15 protein-coding genes are annotated in these 22,873 nt (G+C 77.7%); 9 read left to right on the top strand and 6 right to left on the bottom strand.

What is annotated here, in order from left to right; translation table 11 throughout:
- Positions 1–47: 47 nt before the first annotated feature.
- From FBY24_RS11115 to FBY24_RS11135, 5 genes are all read left to right on the top strand, one after another.
- The gene (locus tag FBY24_RS11115; protein ID WP_142160598.1) at positions 48–2,051 is read left to right on the top strand and encodes a TPM domain-containing protein; all 2,004 of its coding nucleotides are present in this window, start codon (positions 48–50) and stop codon (positions 2,049–2,051) included.
- 202 nt (positions 2,052–2,253) lie between these two features.
- Positions 2,254–6,162 (top strand): Pls/PosA family non-ribosomal peptide synthetase, encoded by a 3,909-nt coding sequence (locus tag FBY24_RS11120; RefSeq protein WP_255432353.1) that lies wholly within the window; start codon positions 2,254–2,256, stop codon positions 6,160–6,162.
- The gene (locus FBY24_RS11125; RefSeq protein ID WP_142160602.1) at positions 6,159–7,490 is read left to right on the top strand and encodes a M1 family metallopeptidase; all 1,332 of its coding nucleotides are present in this window, start codon (positions 6,159–6,161) and stop codon (positions 7,488–7,490) included. Before FBY24_RS11120 ends, FBY24_RS11125 begins: the two co-directional genes overlap by 4 nt.
- An 86-nt stretch (positions 7,491–7,576) precedes the next feature.
- Positions 7,577–7,942, top strand: a complete 366-nt coding sequence (locus FBY24_RS11130; protein WP_142160604.1) for a lycopene cyclase domain-containing protein — start codon at positions 7,577–7,579, stop codon at positions 7,940–7,942.
- Positions 7,939–8,256 carry a lycopene cyclase domain-containing protein gene (locus FBY24_RS11135; protein ID WP_142160606.1) on the top strand — a complete coding sequence of 106 codons (318 nt, stop codon included), beginning with the start codon at positions 7,939–7,941 and terminating at the stop codon, positions 8,254–8,256. Before FBY24_RS11130 ends, FBY24_RS11135 begins: the two co-directional genes overlap by 4 nt.
- Before the next feature lie 7 nt (positions 8,257–8,263).
- Here FBY24_RS11135 and FBY24_RS11140 read toward each other — a convergent pair whose 3' ends face one another.
- Entirely contained in the window at positions 8,264–10,453 is a 2,190-nt protein-coding gene (locus tag FBY24_RS11140; protein ID WP_142160608.1) for an EAL domain-containing protein, read from the bottom strand.
- Between the two features lie 288 nt (positions 10,454–10,741).
- Between FBY24_RS11140 and FBY24_RS11145 the strand changes: the two genes are divergently transcribed.
- The gene (locus FBY24_RS11145; RefSeq protein ID WP_142160610.1) at positions 10,742–13,411 is read left to right on the top strand and encodes a diguanylate cyclase domain-containing protein; all 2,670 of its coding nucleotides are present in this window, start codon (positions 10,742–10,744) and stop codon (positions 13,409–13,411) included.
- On the opposite strand, the gene FBY24_RS11150 is transcribed toward FBY24_RS11145, so the two are convergent.
- Positions 13,395–14,414 (bottom strand): NAD(P)/FAD-dependent oxidoreductase, encoded by a 1,020-nt coding sequence (locus FBY24_RS11150; protein WP_142160612.1) that lies wholly within the window; start codon positions 14,412–14,414, stop codon positions 13,395–13,397. The two genes, FBY24_RS11145 and FBY24_RS11150, sit on opposite strands and share 17 nt — an antisense overlap.
- Before the next feature lie 47 nt (positions 14,415–14,461).
- Between FBY24_RS11150 and FBY24_RS11155 the strand changes: the two genes are divergently transcribed.
- Positions 14,462–15,049, top strand: coding sequence for a helix-turn-helix domain-containing protein (locus tag FBY24_RS11155; protein WP_142160614.1), 588 nt, complete (start codon positions 14,462–14,464; stop codon positions 15,047–15,049).
- Here FBY24_RS11155 and FBY24_RS11160 read toward each other — a convergent pair whose 3' ends face one another.
- Positions 15,050–16,123: an LLM class flavin-dependent oxidoreductase gene (locus FBY24_RS11160; RefSeq protein ID WP_255432354.1), complete on the bottom strand. Its 1,074-nt coding sequence runs from the start codon at positions 16,121–16,123 to the stop codon at positions 15,050–15,052.
- A gap of 115 nt (positions 16,124–16,238) precedes the next feature.
- Between FBY24_RS11160 and FBY24_RS19520 the strand changes: the two genes are divergently transcribed.
- Positions 16,239–16,490: a hypothetical protein gene (locus tag FBY24_RS19520; RefSeq protein ID WP_255432355.1), complete on the top strand. Its 252-nt coding sequence runs from the start codon at positions 16,239–16,241 to the stop codon at positions 16,488–16,490.
- A 122-nt stretch (positions 16,491–16,612) separates the two neighbouring features.
- Complete coding sequence (arr, locus tag FBY24_RS19525; protein ID WP_370511027.1) at positions 16,613–17,041, top strand: NAD(+)--rifampin ADP-ribosyltransferase; 429 nt, start codon at positions 16,613–16,615, stop codon at positions 17,039–17,041.
- 27 nt (positions 17,042–17,068) lie between these two features.
- Here the strand turns inward: arr and FBY24_RS11170 are convergent, their stop codons facing one another.
- The 3 genes from FBY24_RS11170 to FBY24_RS11180 are packed head-to-tail and all read right to left on the bottom strand — an operon-like array spanning position 17,069 to position 22,826.
- A complete protein-coding gene (locus tag FBY24_RS11170) occupies positions 17,069–18,052 on the bottom strand; it encodes a hypothetical protein (RefSeq protein WP_142160620.1) in 984 nt (327 codons plus the stop codon).
- A gap of 48 nt (positions 18,053–18,100) precedes the next feature.
- A complete protein-coding gene (locus FBY24_RS11175; RefSeq protein ID WP_142160622.1) occupies positions 18,101–18,580 on the bottom strand; it encodes an isoprenylcysteine carboxylmethyltransferase family protein in 480 nt (159 codons plus the stop codon).
- Between the two features lie 4 nt (positions 18,581–18,584).
- Entirely contained in the window at positions 18,585–22,826 is a 4,242-nt protein-coding gene (locus FBY24_RS11180; RefSeq protein ID WP_142160624.1) for an AAA domain-containing protein, read from the bottom strand.
- Positions 22,827–22,873: the final 47 nt, after the last annotated feature.

Consider the following 22,873-nt stretch of genomic DNA (forward strand, 5'->3'; position numbering starts at 1 on the left):
CGGCGGTCGCGCACCGCGCGCGCTCGTCGACCCGGAGGTCCGCCCCCATGCGCCCAGCGACGCCCGCCCCGCCGGCGGCCCGCACGTCACCGGCCCGGACGTCCGGCGGCACCTGGTCGGCGCGGGTGCTGCGCGGCGGTGCCGTCGCGGTCGCGGCCGGTGCGCTGCTCGCCCCCGGCGCCGCGGTCGCCGCGCCGCCCCTCGACCTCGTGGACGAGGTCACCGACGAGGCCGGCGTCCTCGGCGACCGCACCGACGAGGTCCGGTCCGCGGTCGACGCGCTCGCCGACCGGACGCCGTACCAGCTGTTCGTCGTCTACGTCGACACGTTCGACGACCTCGACCCGGCCGCGTGGGCCGACGCGACCGCGCAGGCCTCGGACCTGGGCCGCGACGACGTGCTCCTCGCGGTCGCCGTGGAGTCCCGCCGCTACCAGGTGTCCGTCGACGACGCGATCGGGCTCACCGACGCCCAGCTCGACCGCGTGCAGACCGACCGCATCGAGCCCGCGCTGCGCGAGGACGACTGGGCGGGCGCCGCGGTCGCCGCCGCGCAGGGGTACGAGGAGGAGGTCGCGGGGGAGGGACGCGCGGGCCGGGTGCTGCTCGGGATCCTCGCCGGTGCGGTCCTGGTGGCCGCTGCCGCCTGGGGGTTCGTCGCGTGGCGCCGCCGGCGCGCCGCCGCGGCCGACCTCGACGCCCTCGCGGGCCGCGCCGGGCAGGCTCTCGTCGCGGCCGACGACGCGGTGCAGGCCAGCGCCACCGAGCTCGGGTTCGCCGACGCGCAGCTCGGACCGGACGCCGTCGGCCCGTTCGTCGCGGCCCTCGACGAGGCGCGGGCGCTGCTCGCGCAGGCGTTCGAGGCGCAGCACGGCCTGGACGACGGCGCGGACCTGCCCGACGCCGAGCGGCACGCGCGCCTGACGCGGGTGCTCGCGCTGTGCGACCAGGTCGACGACGTCCTCGACGCCCAGACCGACGCGCTCGCCCGGCTGCGCGACCTGCACGCCCGCGCCCCCCAGGTGCTCGACGAGCTCGCCGCCCGCGCCGACGCGCTCGACGCGCGCACCGCGACCGCCCGCACCGTGCTCGACCGCATCGCCGCCCACCACGCCGCGAGCGTCGTCGCCCCGGTCGCCGACCACGCGGGCACCGCCGCCGCGCAGGTCGCGCACGCCCGCGACGCCGTCGCGCAGGGCCGTGCGGTCCTCGACGCCGACCGACCGGCGGCCGTGCTCCGCGCCGGGGACGCCGAGGGCGCGCTCGCCGGCGCCACCGCGCTGCTCGACGCGGTCGACCACCTCGCCGCCGAGCTGGCCGCCGCGCCCGCCCGCATCGACGCGGCCGTCACGTCGATCAGCTCCGACGTCGACGACGCCGCGCGCCTCGCCCCCACGGACCCGCAGGTCGGCGCTGCCGTCGCCGACGCCCGCGCAGCCGTCGCGCACGCGCAGGCGTCCCGCACCGCCGGCGACCCGCCCGCCGCCCTGCACCGGCTGGCCGACGCCGAGGCCCGGCTCGACGCGCTCCTGGCCCCCGCCCGTGCGCAGGCCGAGGCCCTGGCGCGCGCCCGGGAGCGGCTGCCCGTGCTGCTCGCGCAGGGCGACGCGTCGGCGCGCTCCGGGGCCGACCTGCTCGCCACGCAGCGGTCCGCCGTCGGTGCGGGTGCCCGCACGCGGTTCGCGGAGGGCCAGCGCCTGCTGACCGAGGCGCACGCCGCCGCACCGGTCGACCCCGTGACCGCCGCGACGCTGGCGGACCGGGCCGTGGCCCTGCTCGCCGAGGCGCACCGCGCGGCGCGCGCGGACCTCGACGCGGCCCGGCGCGCCACCGCGCCGAGCAGCGTCGGCGGCTGGTCCACGGGTGCCACGTGGGGCGGGTCGGGGGGCGGCTGGAGCGGCGGCGGGTCGTCCCGCCGGTCCTCCGGCTCGGCGCGCCGCACGTCGAGCACGTCGCGCCGCTCGTCGTCCTCGTCGTCGCGCCGCAGCACCCCGGGCCGCAGCGCGTCGAGCCGGAGCAGCGGCCGTCGCGGCGGCGGCGGCCGTTTCTGACCGCCGCTCGCACGTCGACGTGCTGGGGTGACCACCGTCCTCGACGACGACGGCCTGCTGTCCCACCTGCGCACCGGCCCGCTCGTCTCCCGCGCCGGTGGGGCGACCCCGCGTGTTCACCGGGGCGTAGCGGCCGTTCACCTGGGATCGTCACCATGCGGCGGCGCACGCGGCACGTGGTCGCGGGCCGGGAGGGGTGGGCGTGAGCAGCGAGGACGGTCGGGTCAGGGGCGGGGCGCTGCGCGCGGGGGACCGGGCGGCGGACGCCCGCACCCTCGTGGACGTGTTCGCCGCGACCGTGGCCGCCCACCCGTCGGCCGTCGCGATCGACGACGGCGACGAGGAGCTGACGTACGCGGCCCTCGCCGAGGCCGTCGCGGCACGGGCCCGCCGGCTCGCGGCGGTCGGGGTGGTGCCGGGTGCACGCGTGGGGGTGCGGGCGTCGTCGGGGACCGTCGGGCTGTACGTGTCGGTGCTCGCCGTGCTGCACGCGGGCGCGGCGTACGTGCCGGTGGACGCCGACGAGCCCGACGAGCGGGCCCGCGCGGTGTTCGCGGAGGCCGGGGTCGCGGTGGTCCTGGGCGACGGGCCCGAGCCGGTGGGCCCGGACGGTCGGGTGCTCGGCCCGCCGCCGCGGCCCGTGCGCGGGGGCCGCCCGACGCCGCCGACGCCCGCGCACGACGCCTGGGTCATCTTCACGTCCGGGTCGACGGGCCGGCCCAAGGGGGTGGCCGTCTCGCACCGCAGCGCGGCGGCGTTCGTCGACGCCGAGGCGCGGCTGTTCCTGCCCGACGCGCCCCTCGGCCCGGGCGACCGGGTGCTGGCGGGACTGTCGGTGGCGTTCGACGCGTCGTGCGAGGAGATGTGGCTCGCGTGGCGCTCGGGCGCGACCCTCGTGCCGGCGCCGCGCGCCCTGGTGCGGGCCGGCCTCGAGCTCGGGCCGTGGCTCGTCGAGCGGGAGATCACCGTGGTCTCGACCGTGCCGACGCTCGCCGGCCTGTGGCCCGTCGACGCCCTGGACGCCGTGCGGCTGCTGATCTTCGGCGGCGAGGCCGTGCCGCCCGAGCTCGCCGAGCGCCTGTGGCGCCCGCACCGGCAGACGTGGAACACGTACGGGCCCACCGAGGCCACGGTCGTGGCGTGCGCGGCCCTGCTCAAGCCCGACGGGCCTGTGCGGATCGGCCTGCCCCTGGACGGGTGGGACCTCGCGGTCGTCGGACCCGACGGCACCGAGGTCGACGACGGGCAGACCGGTGAGCTCGTCATCGGCGGCGTCGGCGTGGCCCGCTACCTCGACGCCACGCTCGACGCCCAGCGGTTCGCCCCGCACCCCGCGCTCGGGCCGGGCCGGGCCTACCGCACGGGCGACCTCGTGGTCCGTGACGAGACCGGTCTGCTGTTCGTGGGCCGCGCCGACGACCAGGTGAAGGTCAACGGGCACCGCATCGAGCTCGCCGAGGTCGACGCCGCGCTGGCGTCCCTCGACGGGGTCGTGGCCTCCGCGGCCGCCGTGCGCCGCACCGCCGCGGGCACGGCGCTGCTCGTCGGGTACGTCGTGCTCGCGCCCGGCACCCGGGCCGGCGACCTGCCCGCCCGGCTGCGCGAGCTCCTGCCCGGCTCCATGGTCCCGCTCGTCGCGGCCGTCGACGAGATCCCCACCCGCACCTCCGGCAAGGTCGACCGCGACGCCCTGCCCTGGCCCCTGCCCGACCTCGGCACCCCCGCCGGGACGCTCACGGGCACCGCGGCGTGGGTCGCCGAGCAGTGGGCCGGCGTCGTCGGGGTGCCCCCCACCGACCCCGACGACGAGTTCTTCGCCCAGGGCGGGTCCTCGCTGACCGCCGCCCAGCTCGTGTCCGCGCTGCGCACGCGGTACCCGGCCGTCACCGTCGCCGCCGTCTACGAGAACCCCACGCTCGGCGAGCTCGCCGCGCACCTCGACACGCTCGCCCCCGCCGACGCCACGCCCGGTGCCGTCCGCGCGGTGGCCCCCGTGCCCCGCACCACCCAGGTGGTCCAGCTCCTCGTCGTCCTGGCCGTGCGCACCCTCGTCGCCCTGCGCTGGCTGACCGCCCTCGCCGCGCTGAACCTCGTGGCGACCTGGGCGTGGGCCCCCGCGTGGGCGCTGCCCGTGCCGTGGTGGGCCGTGCTCGCCGGGTGGGTGCTCACCGTCAGCCCCCTCGGCCGGCTCGGCGTGCCCGCCCTCGTCGCCCGCGCCCTGCTGCGCGGCGTGACGCCCGGCACCTACCCCCGCGGCGGGTCCGTGCACCTGCGCATCTGGGCCGCCGAGCGCGTCGCCGACGGCGTCGGCGCCCTCACCCCCGCCACCGCGCCCTTCGTCGGCCTGTACGCCCGCGCGCTGGGCGTGCGCGTCGGCGCCGACGTCGACCTGCACGCCGCCCCGCCCGTCACCGGCCTGCTCACCCTCGGCCCCCGGTGCGCGGTCGAGCCCGAGGTCGACCTCGCCGGGCACTGGGTCGACGGCGACGTGCTGCACGTGGGCCGCATCGAGATCGGCGCCGACGCGACCGTCGGCGCCCGCAGCGTCCTCTACCCCGGCGCCCGCGTGGGTCGCGGCACCGACGTCGCCGCCGGGTCCGCCGTGCACGGGCGCACCGGCGACGACGAGTACTGGTCCGGCTCGCCCGCCCGACGCGTGCGCGAGGCCCGGCACCCCTGGCCCGCCCACCGGCCCGACGGCCTGCCGCCCGCGCTGTGGCTCGTCGCCATCGCCGCCGCCGGAGCCCTCGTCGCGGTGCTGCCCGTGCTGGCCGTCGGCGTCGGCCTGCTCGTCGTGGGCGCGGCCGTGCACGACGCCACGACGCTCGCCGACGTCGCCCGCGGCGCCCTCGTCGCGCTCGTCCCCGCGCTGCTGGCCGCCTACGCCACCTACGCGCTGCTCGTCGTGGCCGCCGTGCGCGGGGCCGGCGCCGGGCTGCGCGAGGGGTTCCACTCCGCGCGCTCGCGGGCCGCGCTGCAGGCGTGGACGGTCGAGCGGCTCATGGACGCGGCCCGCACCGTCCTGTTCCCGCTGTACTCGTCCGTGGCGACGCCCGCGTGGCTGCGGCTGCTCGGCGCGCGCGTCGGGCACGGCACGGAGATCTCCACCGTCATCGGCCTGCCGTCGATGATGCGCCTCAAGGACGGGGCGTTCCTCGCCGACGACACGATGGTCGCGCCCTACGAGCTCGGCGGCGGCTGGGTGCGGGTCGCGGTCGCGAAGGTCGGCCGGCGGGCCTTCGTCGGCAACTCCGGCATGACCGCACCCGGTCGCACGGTGCCCAAGAACGGCCTCGTGGCCGTGCTGTCCGCGACGCCGCGCCGCGCCCGCGCCGGCTCGAGCTGGATCGGCTCCCCGCCGGTGCTGCTGCCGCGCGCCGCGACCCTCGACGACCCCGGGCGCACCTACGAGCCGCCGACCCGGCTGCGGGTCGCGCGCGGCGCGGTCGAGGCGGCCCGCGTGGTGCCCGCGGCCGTGGTCGCGCTGCTGGGCCTGGGCGTGCTGCTCACCCTCCAGGTGCTGGTGCGCGAGGCCGGCTGGGGCGTGGCCGCGGCGCTCGGCGGCGCGGTCCTCGTCGGCGCGGGTGCACTGGCCGGGATCGTGACGATCGTCGCGAAGTGGCTGCTCGTGGGCCGGTTCCGCACCGGCGACCACCCGCTGTGGAGCGGGCCCGTGTGGCGCGGCGAGCTCGCGGACACCTTCACCGAGCTCGTCGCGGCGCCGTTCCTGGCGGACCCGGGCACCGGTACCGTCGCCCTGGTGTGGTGGCTGCGAGGGATGGGTGCGCGCATCGGGCGCGGCGTGTGGTGCCAGAGCTACTGGCTGCCCGAGGCCGACCTCGTCGAGCTCGGCGACGGCGCGACCGTCGGCACCGGCTGCGTCGTGCAGACCCACCTCTTCCACGACCGGGTGATGAGCCTGGACGTGGCCCGCCTCGATGCCGGCGCCACCCTCGGCCCGCACGGCGTGGTGCTGCCGGCGGCACGGGTGGGCGCCGGCGCGACCGTCGGCCCCGCGTCGCTGGTGCTGCGCGGCGAGCACGTGCCCGCCGGGTCGCGGTGGGTCGGCAACCCCATCGCCCCCTGGACATCCGACCCGTCCGCCGCATGACGGCAGCCCGCACCGACCCCTACCGCCCCTGGCGCGGGTCGCCCGACGTGCACGTGCAGCACTACGACCTCGACCTGCGCTACCGCGTGGCGACCAACCGGCTCACGGCGCGGGCCGTGCTGACGGTCGTGCCGCTGGCCGACGTCGACGAGGTCGTCCTCGAGCTGCGGGGCCCGCGGGTCGGCGGGGTCACGGTGGCCGGTGCCGTGCTCGCCCGCTCGGCGCACCGCGACGGGCTGCTGCGCCTGCGCCTGGCCGGCCCCGCCCCGGCCGGCGAGCCCCTGACCGTGACGGTCGACTACGCCGGCCGGCCCGCCCCCGTGCGCAGCCCGTGGGGCCCCGTCGGCTGGGAGGAGCTCGACGACGGCGTGCTCGTCGCGAACCAGCCCACCGGCGCCCCCTCGTGGTTCCCGTGCGTCGACCGCCCCGACCTCGCCGCCACCTACCGCACGGCCGTCAGCGTCGAGAAGCCGTACCGCGCGGTCGCGCACGGCGCCCTGACGTCCGTGACCGCCCGTGCCGGCACCACGACCTGGGTGTACGAGCAGCGCGTGCCCACCGCCACCTACCTGGCGACCGTCCAGGTGGGCCGGTACGACGAGCACCGCCTCACCGACGGGCCCGTGCCGCAGCTGCTGGTCACCGCCGGCCCGTGCGCCGCCGAGGCGCGTCGGGCGTTCGCCGGGCACGGCGCGATCATGGACCACCACGTGCAGGTGTTCGGGCCCTACCCGTTCGACGCGTACACGCTCGTCGTCACGCCCGACACCCTGGAGATCCCGCTCGAGGCCCAGGGCATGGGGATCTTCGGCGCCAACCACCTGCACGCGCGCGGCGAGGACGCCCGGCTGGTGCCGCACGAGCTCGCGCACCAGTGGTTCGGCAACAGCGTCCGCGTGGCGTCCTGGCAGCACATCTGGCTCAACGAGGGGCCGGCCTGCTACGCCGAGTGGCGGTGGTCGCAGGCGTCCGGCGGCGACGGCGTCGACGCGCTCGCGCGCGGCTGGCACGCGCGCCTGCGCCGGCGTCCGCAGGACCTCGTGCTGTCGGACCCCGGGTACGACCGGATCTTCGACGACCGCGTCTACAAGCGCGGGGCCCTGACCCTGCACGCGCTGGACCACCTGCTCGGCCGGGCCGCCGGCGACGCCCTCCTGCGCGGGTGGACGCGGGCCCAGGCCGGGCGGGCCGTGACCACCGACGACTTCCGGGCGCACGCGCTCGCGGCGGCCGGGCCCGGCCGCGCCGCGGACGTGGCGGACCTGCTGCACCGGTGGCTCGACGAGCCGGCGCTGCCGCCGCTGCCCGCCGCGGGCGCCGGGGCCTGACCTGCGCGGCAGGCCGGCCCGGCACGGGTTACGGTCTGTCCGGCAGGACGCCCGTCCTGCGGGTCGTCGACGGAGGAGGACGCGGGGTGGGTCTGGTCTACCTGACGTGCCTGCTGGTCTCGCTCGGGTGCCTGGGGCTCGTGGACCACCGGTGGCGGCTGTTCGTGTGGCGCGACCCGCGCCGGGCGCTGGTCGTGCTGGCCGTCGGCATCGGGTTCTTCCTCGCCTGGGACGTCGTCGGCATCACCACGGGGATCTTCTTCCGCGGCGTGGGCTCGCACCTCATGACGGGTGTGCTGGTGGGCCCCGAGCTGCCGCTGGAGGAGGTGTTCTTCCTGCTGCTGCTGTGCTGGTGCACGATGCTGTCCGTCAGCGGGGCGCACCGGGTGCTCACGCTCCGGCGGCGCGCGCAGGCGCCCGGGAGCGCGACCGGGAAGGTGCGCGGCGCATGACGTACCTGCTGGTCAACACGCTGTTCTTCGTGCCGGTGCTCGTGGTCGCGGCGCTCGCCGTGCGGCGTGCCCGTCGGCGCGGCGCCCGCCCGCACGTCCCGGCCCTGCTCGTCGCCGGCGCGGTCATGCTCGCCCTGACGGCCGTGTTCGACAACGTGCTCGTCGGCGTCGGCCTGGTCGGCTACGACCCGGACCTGATCCTCGGCTGGCGCATCGGCGTGGCACCGGTCGAGGACTTCGCGTACACGGTGGCCGCGCTGCTGCTGCTGCCGTCGGTGTGGGAGCTGCTGCGCCGCGAGCCGCCGCCCGGGTGAGCGGTCCTCACGCCGCCAGAGGGGCCGGGCGCCCCAGGTGGTACCCCTGGCCCAGGCCGACGCCCATGGTCCGCAGGTAGTCCAGCTCGTCGGCCGTCTCGATGCCCTCGGCCACGACCTGCGCCCCGGTCTTGTCCGCGAACGCGAGCATCGACGCCGCCAGCGCCTGCCGCGAGGAGTCCGTCGCGATGTTGCGCACGAGGCTGATGTCGAGCTTGAGCACGTCCGGCACGAGCTCCAGCACGTGCCGCATGCTCGCGAAGCCCGCGCCGACGTCGTCGACGGCGATGCGCACGCCCGCCCGCCGCAGGGGGGCGAGGGTGCGGCGCAGCGCCGCGTAGTCGTCGACCGGGGTGTGCTCGGTGAGCTCCAGCACGACGCGCGCGGGGTCGCAGCCGCCGACCACCCGGCCGAGCGCCGGCAGGCCCGCGGTGCGGGCGGACACGTTGACGGCGAGGAACCCGGGGACGTCGTCCAGCCGGGCCAGCGCGGACCGCACGGCGGTCAGCTCGAGGTCCTCCTCCAGCCCGGCGCTGCGCGCGGTGGCGAACCACTCCGCCGGGTCGCCGGTGGGGAAGCGGCTGAGCGCCTCGTGCCCCACGACGCTCCCGTCGGCGAGCGCGACCACGGGCTGGAAGACCATGCGCGGCCCGCCGGCGGCGGCGAGCCCGTCGAGCCGCTCGAGCAGGTCGTGCCGGAGCCGGTCCTCGCGGTCGTGCTGCTCGACGATGCTCATGACGAGCCCTCCGACGACCCGCAGCACCCCGGCGTCGCGGTCGCCGAGCGCGGGCTCCGCGTCGTGCGCGTAGGCGCAGAGGGTGCCGTAGAGCGACCCGTCGCTGCGGTGCAGCGGGGTGCCGACGTACGCGGTGATCGCGAGGTCGTCGGTCGCGGGCAGCGCGGCCAGCGCCGGGACGTCGTGGGAGTCCTGCACCGCGGCCGGGATCTGCCGGGTGACCAGCAGCTCGCAGTAGCTGTTCGTGGTCTCGGACAGGTCGCCGGGCTCGAGGTCCGTGGTCGGGTCGGCGTGCACGTTGCGGATGCGCCAGTGGTCGTCGCGGCGCTCGTTGACGTACGCGACGTCGAGGCCGAGCTGGGCGGTGACGAGCTCGAGGAGCGCGTCGACGTCGCCGGCGGTGCCGCCGCGCGGATCGGTGCGCAGCGCGCGGACGACCGGTTCGTGGTTGCCGAGCCGGGGCGCCCGGCCCTCGGGTGCGCGGGGCACGGCGGGTGCGGCGCGCCGTGCGGCGGCGCTGCGCCTGCCCTTGTCCGCGTACATCGCCGCGTCGGCCACCCGCCACGCGTCCCGCAGGCCCCGCCCCGCGTCGCGGACGGCCCAGCCGACGGACACGTCGACGCCCGCGTCGTGCCAGGCGGCCCGCAGGCGCTCCACGACCTCGGCCGTGCGGGCCGCGTCGGCCTCGGGCAGGAGCAGGCCCAGCTCGTCGCCGCCGAGCCGCGCGGCGAGGTGCTCGGCCGCGGCGACCGCCTGGAGCGCGTCGGCGGCGGCCCGCAGCGCGGCGTCCCCGGCCGCGTGGCCGTCGGCGTCGTTGAGGTGCTTGAGGCCGTCGAGGTCGGCCACGACGACGCCCACGGGTGTGCCGAGCACGGCGGCCCGGGCGTCCTCGGCCTCGACGGCGTCGTCCCAGGTGCGCCGGTTGCCGAGCCCGGTGAGCGGGTCGGTGCGGGCGGCGCGCTCGGCCTGCTCGGCCCGGCGCCGGTCGCGCATGACGTGCCGCTCGAAGGCCATGAGCGAGCCGATGAGCGCGGCCTGCAGCTCGACGGCCTCCCGGTGCTGCTCGAGGTCGGGCACGGCGTGCGTGCCCAGGCCGCACAGGTCGCCCACCAGCTCGCCGTCCGGCGAGACGACGGGGACGGTGACGACCGCGCGCACCTCGGGGGTGCGGCGTGCGGCGAGGGACGCGTAGGCGGGCACCTGGCTGACGTCGCCGGCGACGCTCGGGGCCCCGGCCTCGGCCCGCAGCGCGCAGAACGTCTCGGCCCAGGGGACGGGGGTGCCGGGGGCCGCGAGCGCCGCGCCGACGGCGTGCAGCACCACCTGCTGGTCGCCGTCGCGGTGGGCGAGCATCCAGCTGTCGAGGCCGCTGCGGCGGCGCAGGTCGTCGAGGGCGCGGACGACGACCTCGCGGACGTGCTCCAGGGCCGCGTCCGTCGCGCGGGACCCGGGGGCGCTCACCGGTCCTGCCCGGGAAGGTGGCCGGTGTCCTCGGATCCGTCGACGACGTGCATCGGTGACCCCTTCCAGGCTTCGCCGCGAGATGTCAGGTCGATCATGCGTCCCGTCATAGCCCTGTGCACCCGCGGAACCGCTCTCCTGCCCCAGGTTCACCCGCCACGTCACCCGTCGACGTGTCCAGGTCCTCTGCCGGTCGCGCGTCCGTGGTGGGAGACTTCACCCGGACGGACGCGCGCCGCGGCGCGTCGGGCGGGTCGGTGCAGGGGCGCACCCGGACGGAGGTGGGCCATGGGCGAGCCCGCCCCGGACCCTGCCCCCGCGGTCGTCCCTGCCGACGTCGCGGACCCCGTCGTCGCCCCCGACGGCGTCGACGCCGCGCTGGACTCGCCCTTGGCGCACCTGGTCGACCGGTCCCGGTCGCTCGTGCTCTCGGCCGACGCGGGCCTGCGCCTGCGCTACGTGGGCGGCCGGCTCGCCCACGAGCGGGTGCCGGACGACGACCGGACGTGGGACGCGCTCCGCGGCGAGGTCCTCACCCGGCCCGCGCTGCTCGTCGAGGCGGCCCGGGCGGTGCTCGCCTCCGCGCAGGCACGACGGTTCGACCTCGTGGACGCCGGGACGGTCGTCGACACGGTCGTGCTCCCGGTGCTGGACCGCCCCGACGGGCCCGCCGGCGGCGTGCTCGTGCTCGGCTCCGACGTCTCGGCGCGGGGCCTCCTCGACCGGCGCGTGGCCGCGCTCGCCGCCGTCGCCGGCGACGGGACGCTGCGGGGCATCGGCCTCGGCGAGCTGGTGGCCGACGCGATGGCGGTCTACGCGCGCACCCTCGTCGTGGTCCGCATCGGGACCGGGGCGCCCTTCGACGCCGGCAGCGCCCACCACCCGGACGCCGAGGTCCGCGACCGGTTGCAGGACGCGCTCGACGCGGCGGGCCCCGACCTCGACCTCGGCCTCGCCGAGCTGGCCGCGGGCCTCGCCGTCGGGGCGGCCGCGGCGTTCACCGTGCCGGACCTGCTGCGGGTCGTCGGCTCACCGCACGCACTGCGCCACGTGCTGGGCGGGCTCGACGCGCACGGTGTGCTCGTCTGGTCCCTGCAGGGCGTCTACGGGCCGCTCGGCGTGCTCGTGATGGTCCTCCTGGGCGGTGCCCGCGTGCTGCCCGACCCGGACGCCGGCGAGCGGCACTTCCTCGGCGGGCTGGTGGCGCGCGCGGCGATGGGGGTCGAGCTCGGCGTGCTGGCGGAGCAGGTCGACGTGGCCACCGAGGCCCTGTTCGAGACGCAGGCGCGGTTCCGCTCCGCGTTCGACGACGCCCCCGTCGGGATGGCCGTGGCGCTCGGGGGCGGTCCGCGCGCGGGCACGCTCGTCGAGGTGAACGCCGCCCTGCAGGTGCTGCTGGACCTGCGCTGGTCCGACCTCATGGGCGCCACGCTCGTCGACCTCGTGCACCCCGACGACCGGCCCGTGTGCGCTGCCCTGGTCGAGCGGCTGCTCGCCGGCGAGGAGAGCCGTGGCGTGTGCGAGGCCCGGCTCGTGCGCGGCGACGGCGACGTCGTCTGGGTGCACCTGGCCGTCCAGGTCGCCGACGGCGGTGGCGGGCAGGGCGACCTCATCGTGCACGCCGAGGACGTCACGTCCACCCGGGCCGTGCGCGAGGAGCTCGCGCACCAGGCCATGCACGACACCCTCACCCAGCTGCCCAACCGGCACCTGGCGGCCGACCACCTGCGGCTCGCCCTCGCCGACCTGGCGCGTCACGACGGCGGCCGGGTCGCGGTGCTGTTCGCCGACCTCGACCGCTTCAAGGAGGTCAACGACACCTACGGGCACCCCGCGGGCGACCAGGTGCTGGTCGAGGTGGCGCGTCGGCTGCGCTCGATCGTCCGCGAGGGTGACACGGCGGCCCGGTGGGGCGGTGACGAGATCGTCGTCGTCTGCCCCCACGTCGCCGACGTCCCCGCCGCGCGACGGCTCGCCGAACGGCTCCGCGACGCCCTCGGCGCGCCGATCGTGATCGACGTCGACGGGCTCGAGGTGCAGGTCCGCGTGGGTGTCTCCGTCGGCGTCACCGTCACCGGCGAGGGCACGCACGACGTGGACCGCGTGCTGCGCGAGGCCGACGCGGCGATGTACGAGGCGAAGCGGCGCGGGCGCGGGCGCGTGGAGGTGTTCGACCCGGCCTGGGGTGCCCGGGCCGAGGAGCGTGCGCGCGTCCTGCGGCAGGTGCGGCGGGCGCTCGGCGACGGCCGGCTCACGCTGCGCCACCAGCCCGTGGTGGACCTCGGGTCCGGGCGGGTGCTGGGCATCGAGGTGTCGGTCGCGCTCGACGAGGTCGGGGCGGACGACGTCGTCCGGGACGTCGAGGACTCCGCCCTGCTGCACCCCGTCGGCGAGTGGCTCGTCGCGTCCGGGCTGCGCCAGCTCGGGCGGTGGCGCAGGTCGGGGCTGGTCGACCGGTCGACGTTCGTGCTGGCACGGGCCCCGGGACGGCTGCTGGAGTCGCTCGCGGGGACCGGTGCGCTCGTGCGCGCGGCGCGGGCCGCGGGGGCGCCGCGGGCGAACCTCGTGGTCGCCGTGCCCGCGTCCGCGGTGCTCGTCGGCGACGTGCGCGAGGCGCTCGTGGGTGTCGCGCGCCAGGGCATCGGCGTGTGCGTCGACCTCGAGGCGGACGTCCGCAGCCCGGAGGGCCTCGGCGCGCCGGTCCGGGTGGTGCGTGCCCCGGCGGACCTGCTGGCCTCGGGCGGGCTGCGGCACGACCCGCTGCTCGCCGTGGGTCGGCGCCGCCAGGGCGGCGCCGACCGGCTCCTGGTGGCCGTGGGCGTGCGGACGGCCGACGAGGTCGTGGCCGCGGCCGCCCACGGGTTCCACGCCGGGCAGGGCCCCTGGTTCGCCGACCCGTCGTCGCCCGAGGACCTCGAGCGGCGGCTCGGGGACGGCCGCGTCATCCCGTCCGGCTGACCCGCTCCCGGGCGGCCGCCCGGCGGGCCGCCACCGCGGCGTCGGCCTCCTGCGCCACCAGGTCCCCGTGCAGGGCGGCGCCCGCCTGCACGCCCGCGGCGGCGGCGACCGCCACGGTCGCGGTCAGGTCGCCGACGTTGCCGACGGCCCACACCCCCGGCAGGTCGGTCCGCCCGCCCGGCTGGGTCGGCACGTGCGTGCCGAACGGCGTCGTCACCAGCGTGCCGCCGAGCTGCTCGTACAGCGCACCCCGGGCCGCGAACCGCGGGGCCACCACGAGCGCGTCGAGCGCCACCGTGCCCCCGTCGGCCGTCCGGACGCCCCGCAGCGCGTCGTCGACGACGTCCAGGCCGACGACCGGGCCGTGCACGGTGCGCACGTCGAGCGCCGCGAGCCGCTCCTCGTCGTCGGCCGTGAGCGGGTCGCCGGTGTGCCGGAGCAGCGTGACATCGGGCGTCAGGGCCCGCATCAGCAGCGCCTGGTGCGCCGCGGCGGGGGACGTGGCCAGCACCCCCACCCGTGCGCCGCGCACCTCCCACCCGTGGCAGAACGGGCAGTGCAGCACGTCCCGACCCCACCGCTCGTGCAGCCCGGGCACGTCCGGCAGCTCGTCGACCAGCCCGGTGGCCAGCAGCAGGCGCCGGGCGTGCAGGGTGCCTCCGCACGCCAGGTCGACGGCGAACCCGTCGGCCGTGCGCCGTGCGGCGACGACCCGGCCGTCGACGACCCGGGCACCGTAGCCCTCGGCCTCGCGCCGCCCCGCGGCCACGAGGTCGCGGGGCGGCGTGCCCTCGCGGCCCAGCAGGTTGTGCACGCCCGCGGCGGGGGCGTTGCGCGGCGCACCGGCGTCGACGACCGTGACCGTGCGCAGCGAGCGGGCCAGGACGACGGCGGCGGACAGGCCCGCGGCGCCGCCACCGACCACGACGACGTCGAGGACGTCGTCGGGCGTGCGGGCCGTGGTGCCGGGGTGCGGGGCGGGGGGAGCGGGGGGCGTCGTCATGCCTCCACGGTAGGCACGGCATGCGCCAAAGGCATACAGTCTTGCGCATGACGCAAGAAGAGGATCTCGACCAGGTCGTCCGGCACCGCATCCGCAGCCTGCGCGTCGCCCGCGGCTGGTCCCTCGACGCTCTCGCCGCCCGCTGCTACCTCAGCCCGTCCACGCTCAGCCGCATCGAGACCGGGCACCGCCGCATCGCCCTCGACCAGCTCGTGCCCCTGGCGCGCGCGCTCGGCACCACCATCGACGCCCTCGTCGAGCGGGACGACGACGACGTCGTGATCCGCGCCGAGCCCCAGAGCACGCCCGGGCTGACCACCTGGCTGCTCTCGCGCGAGCGCGACCTCAACGGCCTGTCCGTCGCGAAGATGCGGATCACCGCCGAGCGCCCCCTCGAGGGCCCCCGCGTGCACCCCGGCCGCGAGTGGTTCACCGTGCTGCACGGCACCGTGCGCCTGCACCTGGACGACCGCGTCGTCCTCGTGCACGCCGGCCAGGCCGCCGAGTTCTCCACGATGCTGCCGCACGCGATCCTCGCGCACGACGGCCCCGTGGAGATCCTCAGCATCTTCGACCGCGACGGGCAGCGGGCCCACCTCGCCGGCGACGCCCGCCCCGAGCCCCCGCCGGCCTGACTACCCCTCGGCCAGCAGCTCGCGCACCCGCGGCAGCACCCGCGTCCCGTACAGCTCGATCGCGTGCGCCAGCTGCGCGTGCGGCATCGGCCCGTTGGAGTACTTCAGGTCGAAGCGCTGCACCCCGAGCTCGCGCACCGTCGACGCGATCCGCTGCGCCACCGTCTCCGGCGACCCCGCGAACACCGCCCCCTCCGACGCCTCGCGCTCGAACTCCGCGCGGCTCGTGGGAGGCCACCCGCGCTCACGCCCGATCCGGTCCCGGTTGGCCTTGAAGTGCGGGAACATCAGGTCCAGCGCCTCGTCGTCGGTGTCGGCGACGAACCCGGGGGAGTGCACCCCCACCGGCGGCACCACGGCGTCCTCGCCGTGCAGCTGGCGGATCGCCCGCGCGTACAGGTCCACGTACGGCGCGAACCGCGCCGGCGCACCGCCGATGATCGCCAGCATCATCGGCAGCCCGTGCGTCGCCGTCCGCACCACCGACTCCGGGCTGCCGCCCACGCCCACCCACACCGGCAGGGCACCGCGCTCCGTCGTCGGGTACGCCCGCTGCCCCCGCAGCGGCGCCCGCGTGCTGCCCGTCCACGTGATCGGGCCCTCGTCGCGCAGCCGCGCCAGCAGGTCGAGCTTCTCCTCGAACAGCACCTCGTAGTCGCCCAGGTCGTGCCCGAACAGCGGGAACGACTCCGTGAACGACCCGCGCCCCACCGTGATCTCCGCCCGACCCGAGCTGATCGCGTCGAGCGTCGCGAACCGCTGGTACACCCGGACCGGGTCGTCCGAGCTCAGCACCGTCACCGCCGAGCCCAGCGTGATCCGCTCCGTCCGCGCCGCCACCGCCGCCAGCACCACCTCGGGCGCGGAGATCGCGTAGTCGTCGCGGTGGTGCTCGCCGACGCTGAAGTGGTCGATGCCCACCGCGTCGGCCAGCACCCCCTCGGCGACGACGTCCCGCAGCACCTGGTGCGCGGGCACCGGCGCCCCCTGCGCGTCGACGGTGACGTCGCCGAACGTGTCGATCCCGAACGTGACGGCGGGCGGGTCGGCCTGGCTGCTGGTGGGTGTGCTCACGCCCGCCCCAACGCGCGGGGCGCGGCACCGTGTTCCCACGGTCTGCGGCGGGAGCGGCGTTGTCCGACCGGGCTGCCGATGAGAGGGTCGTCCGGACCGACGACGAGGGCGTGCCATGACGACCGGCGACATCCCGGAGGTGCTCCGTGCACCCACCCGCGCGGGTGCTGCCCGCTTCCCGTGGCTCGGCTACCCGTTCACGTCGGTCGGGTCGACGGCGGTGCACGTCGACTGGGAGGAACGGCCGGTGACGTTCCGCCTGGTGTCCGAGGGCACCCTCTTCTCCCGGGCCCGGGTCAACGACCGCGAGGTCTTCGTCGACCGGCGCTGCGGACGCGCTCTGGAGAAGCTGTGGGCGCACGGGTAGCGTCGCGCCCGCGGATCCGACCCCGATCGGCCTCGTCGACGGTCGACCGAGCACGGCGGTGCGGTCGCGCCGGGGAGGGGGTCGACGTGGACGAGGACGAGCCGGGCGACGCTGTCAGCCCGGTGACGTACGAGCGGTGCGGGCACGTGACCGGGCCGTTCCTGCACGGCACCGCGGCCGTGCTCGACGTCGGGGACCACCTGGCGCCCGGGCACCGGTCCCACTTCCAGGACCGGGCCCTGCGGCACGTGTACTTCACGACGCTCGTGAGCACCGCCGCCTGGGGTGCGCAGCTCGCCGCCGCGCTGCGCGACGTGCCCGGGCCCGGGCGGATCTACGTCGTCGAGCCGCAGGGGCCCTTCGAGGACGACCCGAACGTCACCGACAAGCGGTTCCCCGGCAACCCCACCCGGTCCTACCGCACGCACCACCCGCTGCGCGTCGTCGACGAGCTGCGGGACTGGGAGCGGCACCCGCCGGAGGCGGTCGAGCAGATGCTGACCAGCCTGGCGCGGCTGCGCGAGCAGGGGCTGGACGTCGTCGAGGACTGACGGTGGGGCAGCGTCCGGCCTGGCCGGTCAGCGGGCGCGGGCCACGCCCGACGGGCCCGTGACCCCGGCGACGAGTCGTGCGGCGGCGGAGTCCTCCGGGACGACGAGGGTCGTGGTGACGGCGGTCGTGTGCAGGCCGATCACCACGGTCTCCTCGTACCGGGGGTCCGGGCCCGCGTCGAGGCGGGTCAGCGTGGACAGGGGAACGACCAGGCGGGACGAGGACACGACCGGTGCGGTGCCGCGGCTCACCTGCTCGCGGCGGCCGAAGACCTCGAGCGCGCCCGCGCCGCCGGCCAGCACGGCGCCCTGGAGCGTCGCCGGCGAGAGGCTGTGCGCCAGCCGGTGCACGAGACCGTCCCACCCGGTGCCGCGCGGCACGAGGCGGCGGCGGCCGTGCGCCGCCCAGACCGTGAGCCGCGCGCCCACGCCCGCGACCTCGCGGAAGTCGGCCTCCAGGGCCTGGTCGTCGCGCCCGAGCGCCCGCGTCGGGCTGTCCGTCACCGCGGCGCGAGCGCCCTCGGCGAGCAGGGCCCCGACGGTGGAGGCCGGCGCGGACGCGGCGGCGTCGCGCAGCGCACCGACCAGGCGGGTGATGTGCGCGCGGGCCGACCCGTTGTAGCTGACCGTCACGTCGGTGCCGGTCGTCGTGCGGACCGTCAGGCGGCCGTGGAGCAGGTCGACGACGTCGTGCACCACGGCGATCTCGTGCAGCGGGACGGTCTGCTCGGCGTAGCCGGCGCCGTACGGGGTGGCGCGCCGGTCCGGGGTGGTGCGGCTGAGCACCGTGAGGTTCTCCGCGCCGAGCACGAGCAGGTGGTCGTACAGGTCCATGTCCGGCGTCGCGTCCCGGCGGGCGATGCTGCGGGGGACCTTCAGCACCAGGCGCACGGCGTCCAGGTCGAGAGCGTGCCCGCGGAACAGGCGCGGCACGTCGTCCGGGCTGCGCACCTCGTCGATCCACGGCCCGAACCGGTCGTACTCGCTGGTGCCCGTGCGGATGGTGTCCACCTGTCGCAGTGTCCTCCGCGTGCGGCGGGCCCGGCAAACGGCGGTACGTCAGCCGCGGCGGCGCGGTGACGGCACGAACCGCGGCGTGCGGGCCGCGTACGCGGCGTAGCCGTCGAACCGCTCCGTCAGGTGCCGCTCCTCGAACCGCGCCTTGACGTGCAGCAGCACCACCAGCGCGACGAGCACGCCCACGCGGACGGCGCTCCCCGAGACGGCGACGACGCCCGCCGCGGCGAGCATCAGCCCCGAGTACACGGGGTGCCGCACCCACCGGTACAGCCCGCCCGTGCGCAGCACCGCGTGCCGGTTGGGCAGCGGCACCGCGGTCAGGCCCCGGCCGAGCGCGGTCGCGGCGACGAGCACGACCACCAGCCCGCCCGCCACGGCCGCCAGGCCGAGCACCCGCAGCCAGCCGGGCACCGGCCACGCCTCGCCGGCCGGGAGCAGGACGAGGGCCGCGAGCAGCAGCATCTGCCCGGCGACGAGCAGCCAGGCGGTCGGCAGCGCGGGGTGGGCGCGGGCGGGCACGGGCCTATCGTCGCGCGTCGGCGTCCGCCAGGCGGCGCGCCACGGCGGCACCGATGCGGGCGACGATCGCCGACCCGTTGCGCTGGAACCCGAGCTCGCGCTTGACGGCCTCGTACACCTCGGCGTTCGTGCGCACCACGTCGTCGCTCGTGACCCACCGGACCATCGCGTCGAGCTCGACGTCCGTGTACGCGGCCAGGTCGTGACCGGGCGGCACGAGCGGCCGGGGGCCGCGTCGCCCGGTCGGCGCGGGCGAGGGAACCCCGGCCGTGCCCGTGAGCTCCTCGGCCTGTTCCCCCGCGCCCGGCCGGGGCGTCCCACCGGCCCGACCGGGCGTCGCGGCGTCCTCGTCGAGCGCCGCCCGGTAGGCGCGCAGCACCCGGTCGACCTGGGCGTCCGGGTCGCGGAACCAGTCCGTCGACCACACGCGCACGAACCGCCAGCCCCGCGCCTCCAGGGCCTCCTGGCGCAGCCGGTCGCGCTCACGGGCCGTGGTGCCCGAGTGGTACGACGCGCCGTCGGCCTCGACCGCGAGCAGGAAGCGACCCGGCCGGTGGGGGTGCCGCACCGCGAAGTCCAGGCGGTACCCGCCGACCCCGTACTGCGGCGTCACGTCGAGGCCTGCGTCCTGCAGGCGGCGCAGCACGTCGTGCTCGAACGGGTTCAGCGGCGTGCCCGTGGGTCCCTCGTCGCCGAACGACGCCCCGGCCGTCGCGGCGAACGTGATGAACCTGCGCATCAGTGCGAAGCCCTCGGCGTCGCTCGCGCGCTCGTCGACCTCGTCGGCCCGGAAGCTCGTCACCAGCAGCAGGTCGCGCCGGGCCCGGGTGATCGCGACGTTGACGCGTCGGTGCCCGCCGGCCTGCAGGACCGGGCCCCACGCGTGCCGCAGCCGCCCGTCGTCGCCGTGCCCGTAGCCGACGGTGAGGATGATGCGGGACCGCTCGTCGCCCTGGACGCGCTCGATGTTCTTGAGGAAGAACGCCTCGTCGCGGTCGGGGGCGAACCAGGCCCGCACCGCGTCCGGGGCGTCCTGCAGCTGCCGCTCCAGCTCGTCCGTCAGCCGCTGGGCGTGCCGCTGCCCGAACGCGATGACGCCGAGGGACTCCTCGGGCCGGGTGCGCGCGTGCTCCAGCACGAGGTCGACGACCGCGAGCACCTCGGCTCGCGGCGACAGGTTGTGCCGCCCGACCCCGCGCGACCGCGGGACCACCAGGTGCTGCAGCGACGTCGGCCCGTCGGCGGCGGGGAACGTCGTCATCTGCCGGCCCACGGGTTCGTACACCCAGCGGTTGGACGTGGCGATGAGGCGCTCGTCGCGCGAGCGGTAGTGCCACGACAGGTGACGCGACCGCTGCGGGCCCAGGCGCACCTCGACCGCGTCGAGGATGCTCTCCGCATCCTGCACCGCCAGCGCCGGTCCGTCCTCGTCCGGCTCGTCGTCACCGTCGAGCGTCGTGGTGAACACGGTCGTCGGGGGCAGCTGGAGGCTGTCGCCGGCGACGACGACCTGCCGGGCCCGCGCGATCGACGGCAGCGCCGCTGCCGGCTGGATCTGGCTGGCCTCGTCGAAGATCACGACGTCGAAGACCTGCTCCTGCGGGAGGAGCTCGCTGACGGTCTGGGGGGACGCCGCCCACACGGGCTTGGCCGCGAGCAGCACGTCCGGGGCCTGCGCGAGCAGCCCGCGCAGCGGCAGCAGCCCGCGGCGCCGCCGCAGCTGGGCGGCCAGCAGCTCGGCCTGCCGCGGGTGCGCGTCGAGGGCGTCGGCGAGCCGTTCGGCCGCCGCGCGGGCGATGCGGCGGGCGTTGAGCTCCCGCGCCCGGGCGTCGCAGGCCGCGTACCGCTCGGCTGCCCGGTCGCGCACCGTCGCGTCCACACCCAGCAGGCGGGGGTCCTGCCCCTCGACCTGCTCCAGCACCGTCGTCGCGAAGGCGTGGCTGAGCCGGTCGGCGGCCTCGTCACCGTCCGCGGGCGGGTCGTCGTGCAGGTCCTGCACGAGGGCGGCGCAGCCGAGGGCCACGAGCTCGTCGCGCAGCGCGTGCAGGCGGGGGAACCGGCGGTGCACGGGGTCGGCGGCGAGCCGGCGCGCGGTGGCCGCGAGCTCGGCGGGCGCGGCGTCGTCGACGGGCACGTCCCGCACGGCCGCGCGCAGCCGGTCGACCGCGACCCGCACCTGCGCCCACGGCCCCGCGAGGTCGGCGAGCGCCGCGTACGGCGGCGGTGCGGCCGCCGGCCGCCGCTCGCGCAGGGCGACCGCCTCGAGGAGGGCGGCGGCCAGCGTCGCGTCGTCGTGGCCCGGGTGCTCGGCGCGGGCGCGCCGGACCAGCGCCCGCGCCTCCCAGGCGCCGACACCGGCGTCGCGTCGGGCGGGCCGGCCGCCGAGCGCGGCCGCCGTGCGCACCAGCTCGGCGACGTCACGGGCGGGGTCCAGCGCGGCGCCGAACCCGCGGCGGGCGAGCGCGTCGGCCGCGCCTGCGTCGGTGACCAGCGCGTCCGCCGCCGCCCACGTCGCGGGCGTCGGCGCCCCGACCTGCGCCGCCAGCGCCTCGACCTGCCGGGCCAGCGGTGGCAGCCGTGAGGCGACGGTCGTGGCGGCCCCGTGCGCCGCGGTGACGGCCTGCGCGGTGCGCAGGTGGGGGAGCGACCACCCCGGCCCCTGCAGCCCGGGCCCGACGCCCCCGAGGTCGACCAGCGCCCGGGCCGCGGACCGCAGGCGCTCGTGCGTCGTGGCGTCCCACCGCGCCAGGGCGTCGGCGTCCAGGCGGGTCGGCCGGCCGGCGTGCGCCTGCGTGGCGACCGCCCAGTCCAGCAGCCCCCACGTGCCGTCCGGCCCGCCCGCCAGCGCCAGGCCCCACGGCTCACGGACCTCGTGCGTCGCGTCGTGCGCGTCCACCAGCACGGCGCGGTGCTCGACCAGCTCGTCGTGCAGCGCCTCGACCCGGGGCCGGCCGACCTGGGTGCGCCGCTGCATGGCCTCGTGGACCTCCTGCGCCACGGCGGCCCGCGAGGAGCCGGTCGTGAACAGGTCGAGCACGAGGTGCCCGAGGTCGGTGCGGTCGAGCCGGTCCAGCACGGCCTCGATCGCGGCGCGCTTCTGGGCGACGAACAGCACGGTGCGCCCGCGGGCGACGAGCTCGGCGATCGCGTTCGCGATGGTCTGGGACTTGCCCGTGCCGGGCGGCCCCTGCACGACGAGGTTCTGCCCGGCCGCGATCGCGTTGACCACGTAGCTCTGCGAGCCGTCCGCGTCGAGCACGAGGTGCTCGTCCCCCGGTGGGGTGGTGTCCGGCGCCGCGTCGCTGACGGGGGCGCCCGCGGTGCGCACCGCGGACAGCGCCTGCGGGTCGCCGGCGAGGGCCGCCACGAGGTCGCTCGCGGCGAGGAAGTCCGCGGCGTCGTCGGCGAGGTCCTCGACGAGCGGCCGCTCGGCGTAGGTCACGTTGCCCAGGACGAGGCGGCGCTCGACGCGGAACCCCGGCACGACCCGCGCGCACGCCCGCTCGACGGCGTCGAGCACCGCGTCGTCGTCGGTCGCGTGCTCCAGCAGCGCGGTCTCGTCCAGGTCGACGCCGAACCGGTGCCGCAGCAGGTGCAGCAGCACCGCGTTGACCTCGGGCTCGCCCGTCACGGTCAGCTCGAACCCGTCGGCGGTGCCCGCCCGCGGCACGACGTCGACGCGGCGCATGAGCACCGGTGCCCGCGGCTCGCGGCGCGTCCCGTGGCCGGTGCGGCCCTCGTCCGCCTCCTCGGTGGCGGCGTCGGCGGTGCCCGCCCCGTCCGGGTGCGCGGGGTCGAGGTCGGCCGCGGGGTCGTCGGGCAGCCCCGCCGTGACCGCGTCGTCCGCGCCCGGGCCGGCGTCGGTCGCTGCGACGTCGTCGGGGTCGAGGGCACCGGTCGCGTCGGCGTCCCACGTCGCGAGCCCGACCACGAGGTACGTCACGTGGATGCCCAGCTCCTCGGCCGCCGTGCGCCCACCGGCCGCGACGCCCCGCAGCGTCCGGGCGGCCACCGCGCGCGCGCCCGCGGCGGGGAACAGCTGCGGCACGCGCACGGTCGACCCGGCCCGCAGCGCCGCCACCGCGGGGGCGTGCGCGGCGTCGAGGTCGAGCATCGTGGCCGACCGGTCGTGCAGGTGCAGCAGCCTGTTCGTGCCCGAGACGTTGAGCAGCGAGCGGCGCCACGCGGCGGCCGCGGTGCGCACGCGCCGGACGGCCTCGGCCGAGGGCCCGGGTTCGACGGTCATAGAGGGGCATACTGCCTCACCCCACCGACACGACGTCGCAGGTCAGC

The organism is Cellulomonas sp. SLBN-39, from assembly GCF_006715865.1.
Lineage (GTDB): Bacteria > Actinomycetota > Actinomycetes > Actinomycetales > Cellulomonadaceae > Cellulomonas.

Excerpts from the sequence above, each read along its gene's own strand:
- FBY24_RS11115 (WP_142160598.1), top strand. The coding sequence starts at position 48 with ATGCGCCCAGCGACGCCCGCCCCGCCGGCGGCCCGCACGTCACCGGCC.
- FBY24_RS11125 (WP_142160602.1), top strand. The coding sequence starts at position 6,159 with ATGACGGCAGCCCGCACCGACCCCTACCGCCCCTGGCGCGGGTCGCCC.
- FBY24_RS11135 (WP_142160606.1), top strand. The coding sequence starts at position 7,939 with ATGACGTACCTGCTGGTCAACACGCTGTTCTTCGTGCCGGTGCTCGTG.
- FBY24_RS11145 (WP_142160610.1), top strand. The coding sequence starts at position 10,742 with ATGGGCGAGCCCGCCCCGGACCCTGCCCCCGCGGTCGTCCCTGCCGAC.
- FBY24_RS11150 (WP_142160612.1), bottom strand. The coding sequence starts at position 14,414 with ATGACGACGCCCCCCGCTCCCCCCGCCCCGCACCCCGGCACCACGGCC.
- FBY24_RS11155 (WP_142160614.1), top strand. The coding sequence starts at position 14,462 with ATGACGCAAGAAGAGGATCTCGACCAGGTCGTCCGGCACCGCATCCGC.
- FBY24_RS19520 (WP_255432355.1), top strand. The coding sequence starts at position 16,239 with ATGACGACCGGCGACATCCCGGAGGTGCTCCGTGCACCCACCCGCGCG.
- FBY24_RS11180 (WP_142160624.1), bottom strand. The coding sequence starts at position 22,826 with ATGACCGTCGAACCCGGGCCCTCGGCCGAGGCCGTCCGGCGCGTGCGC.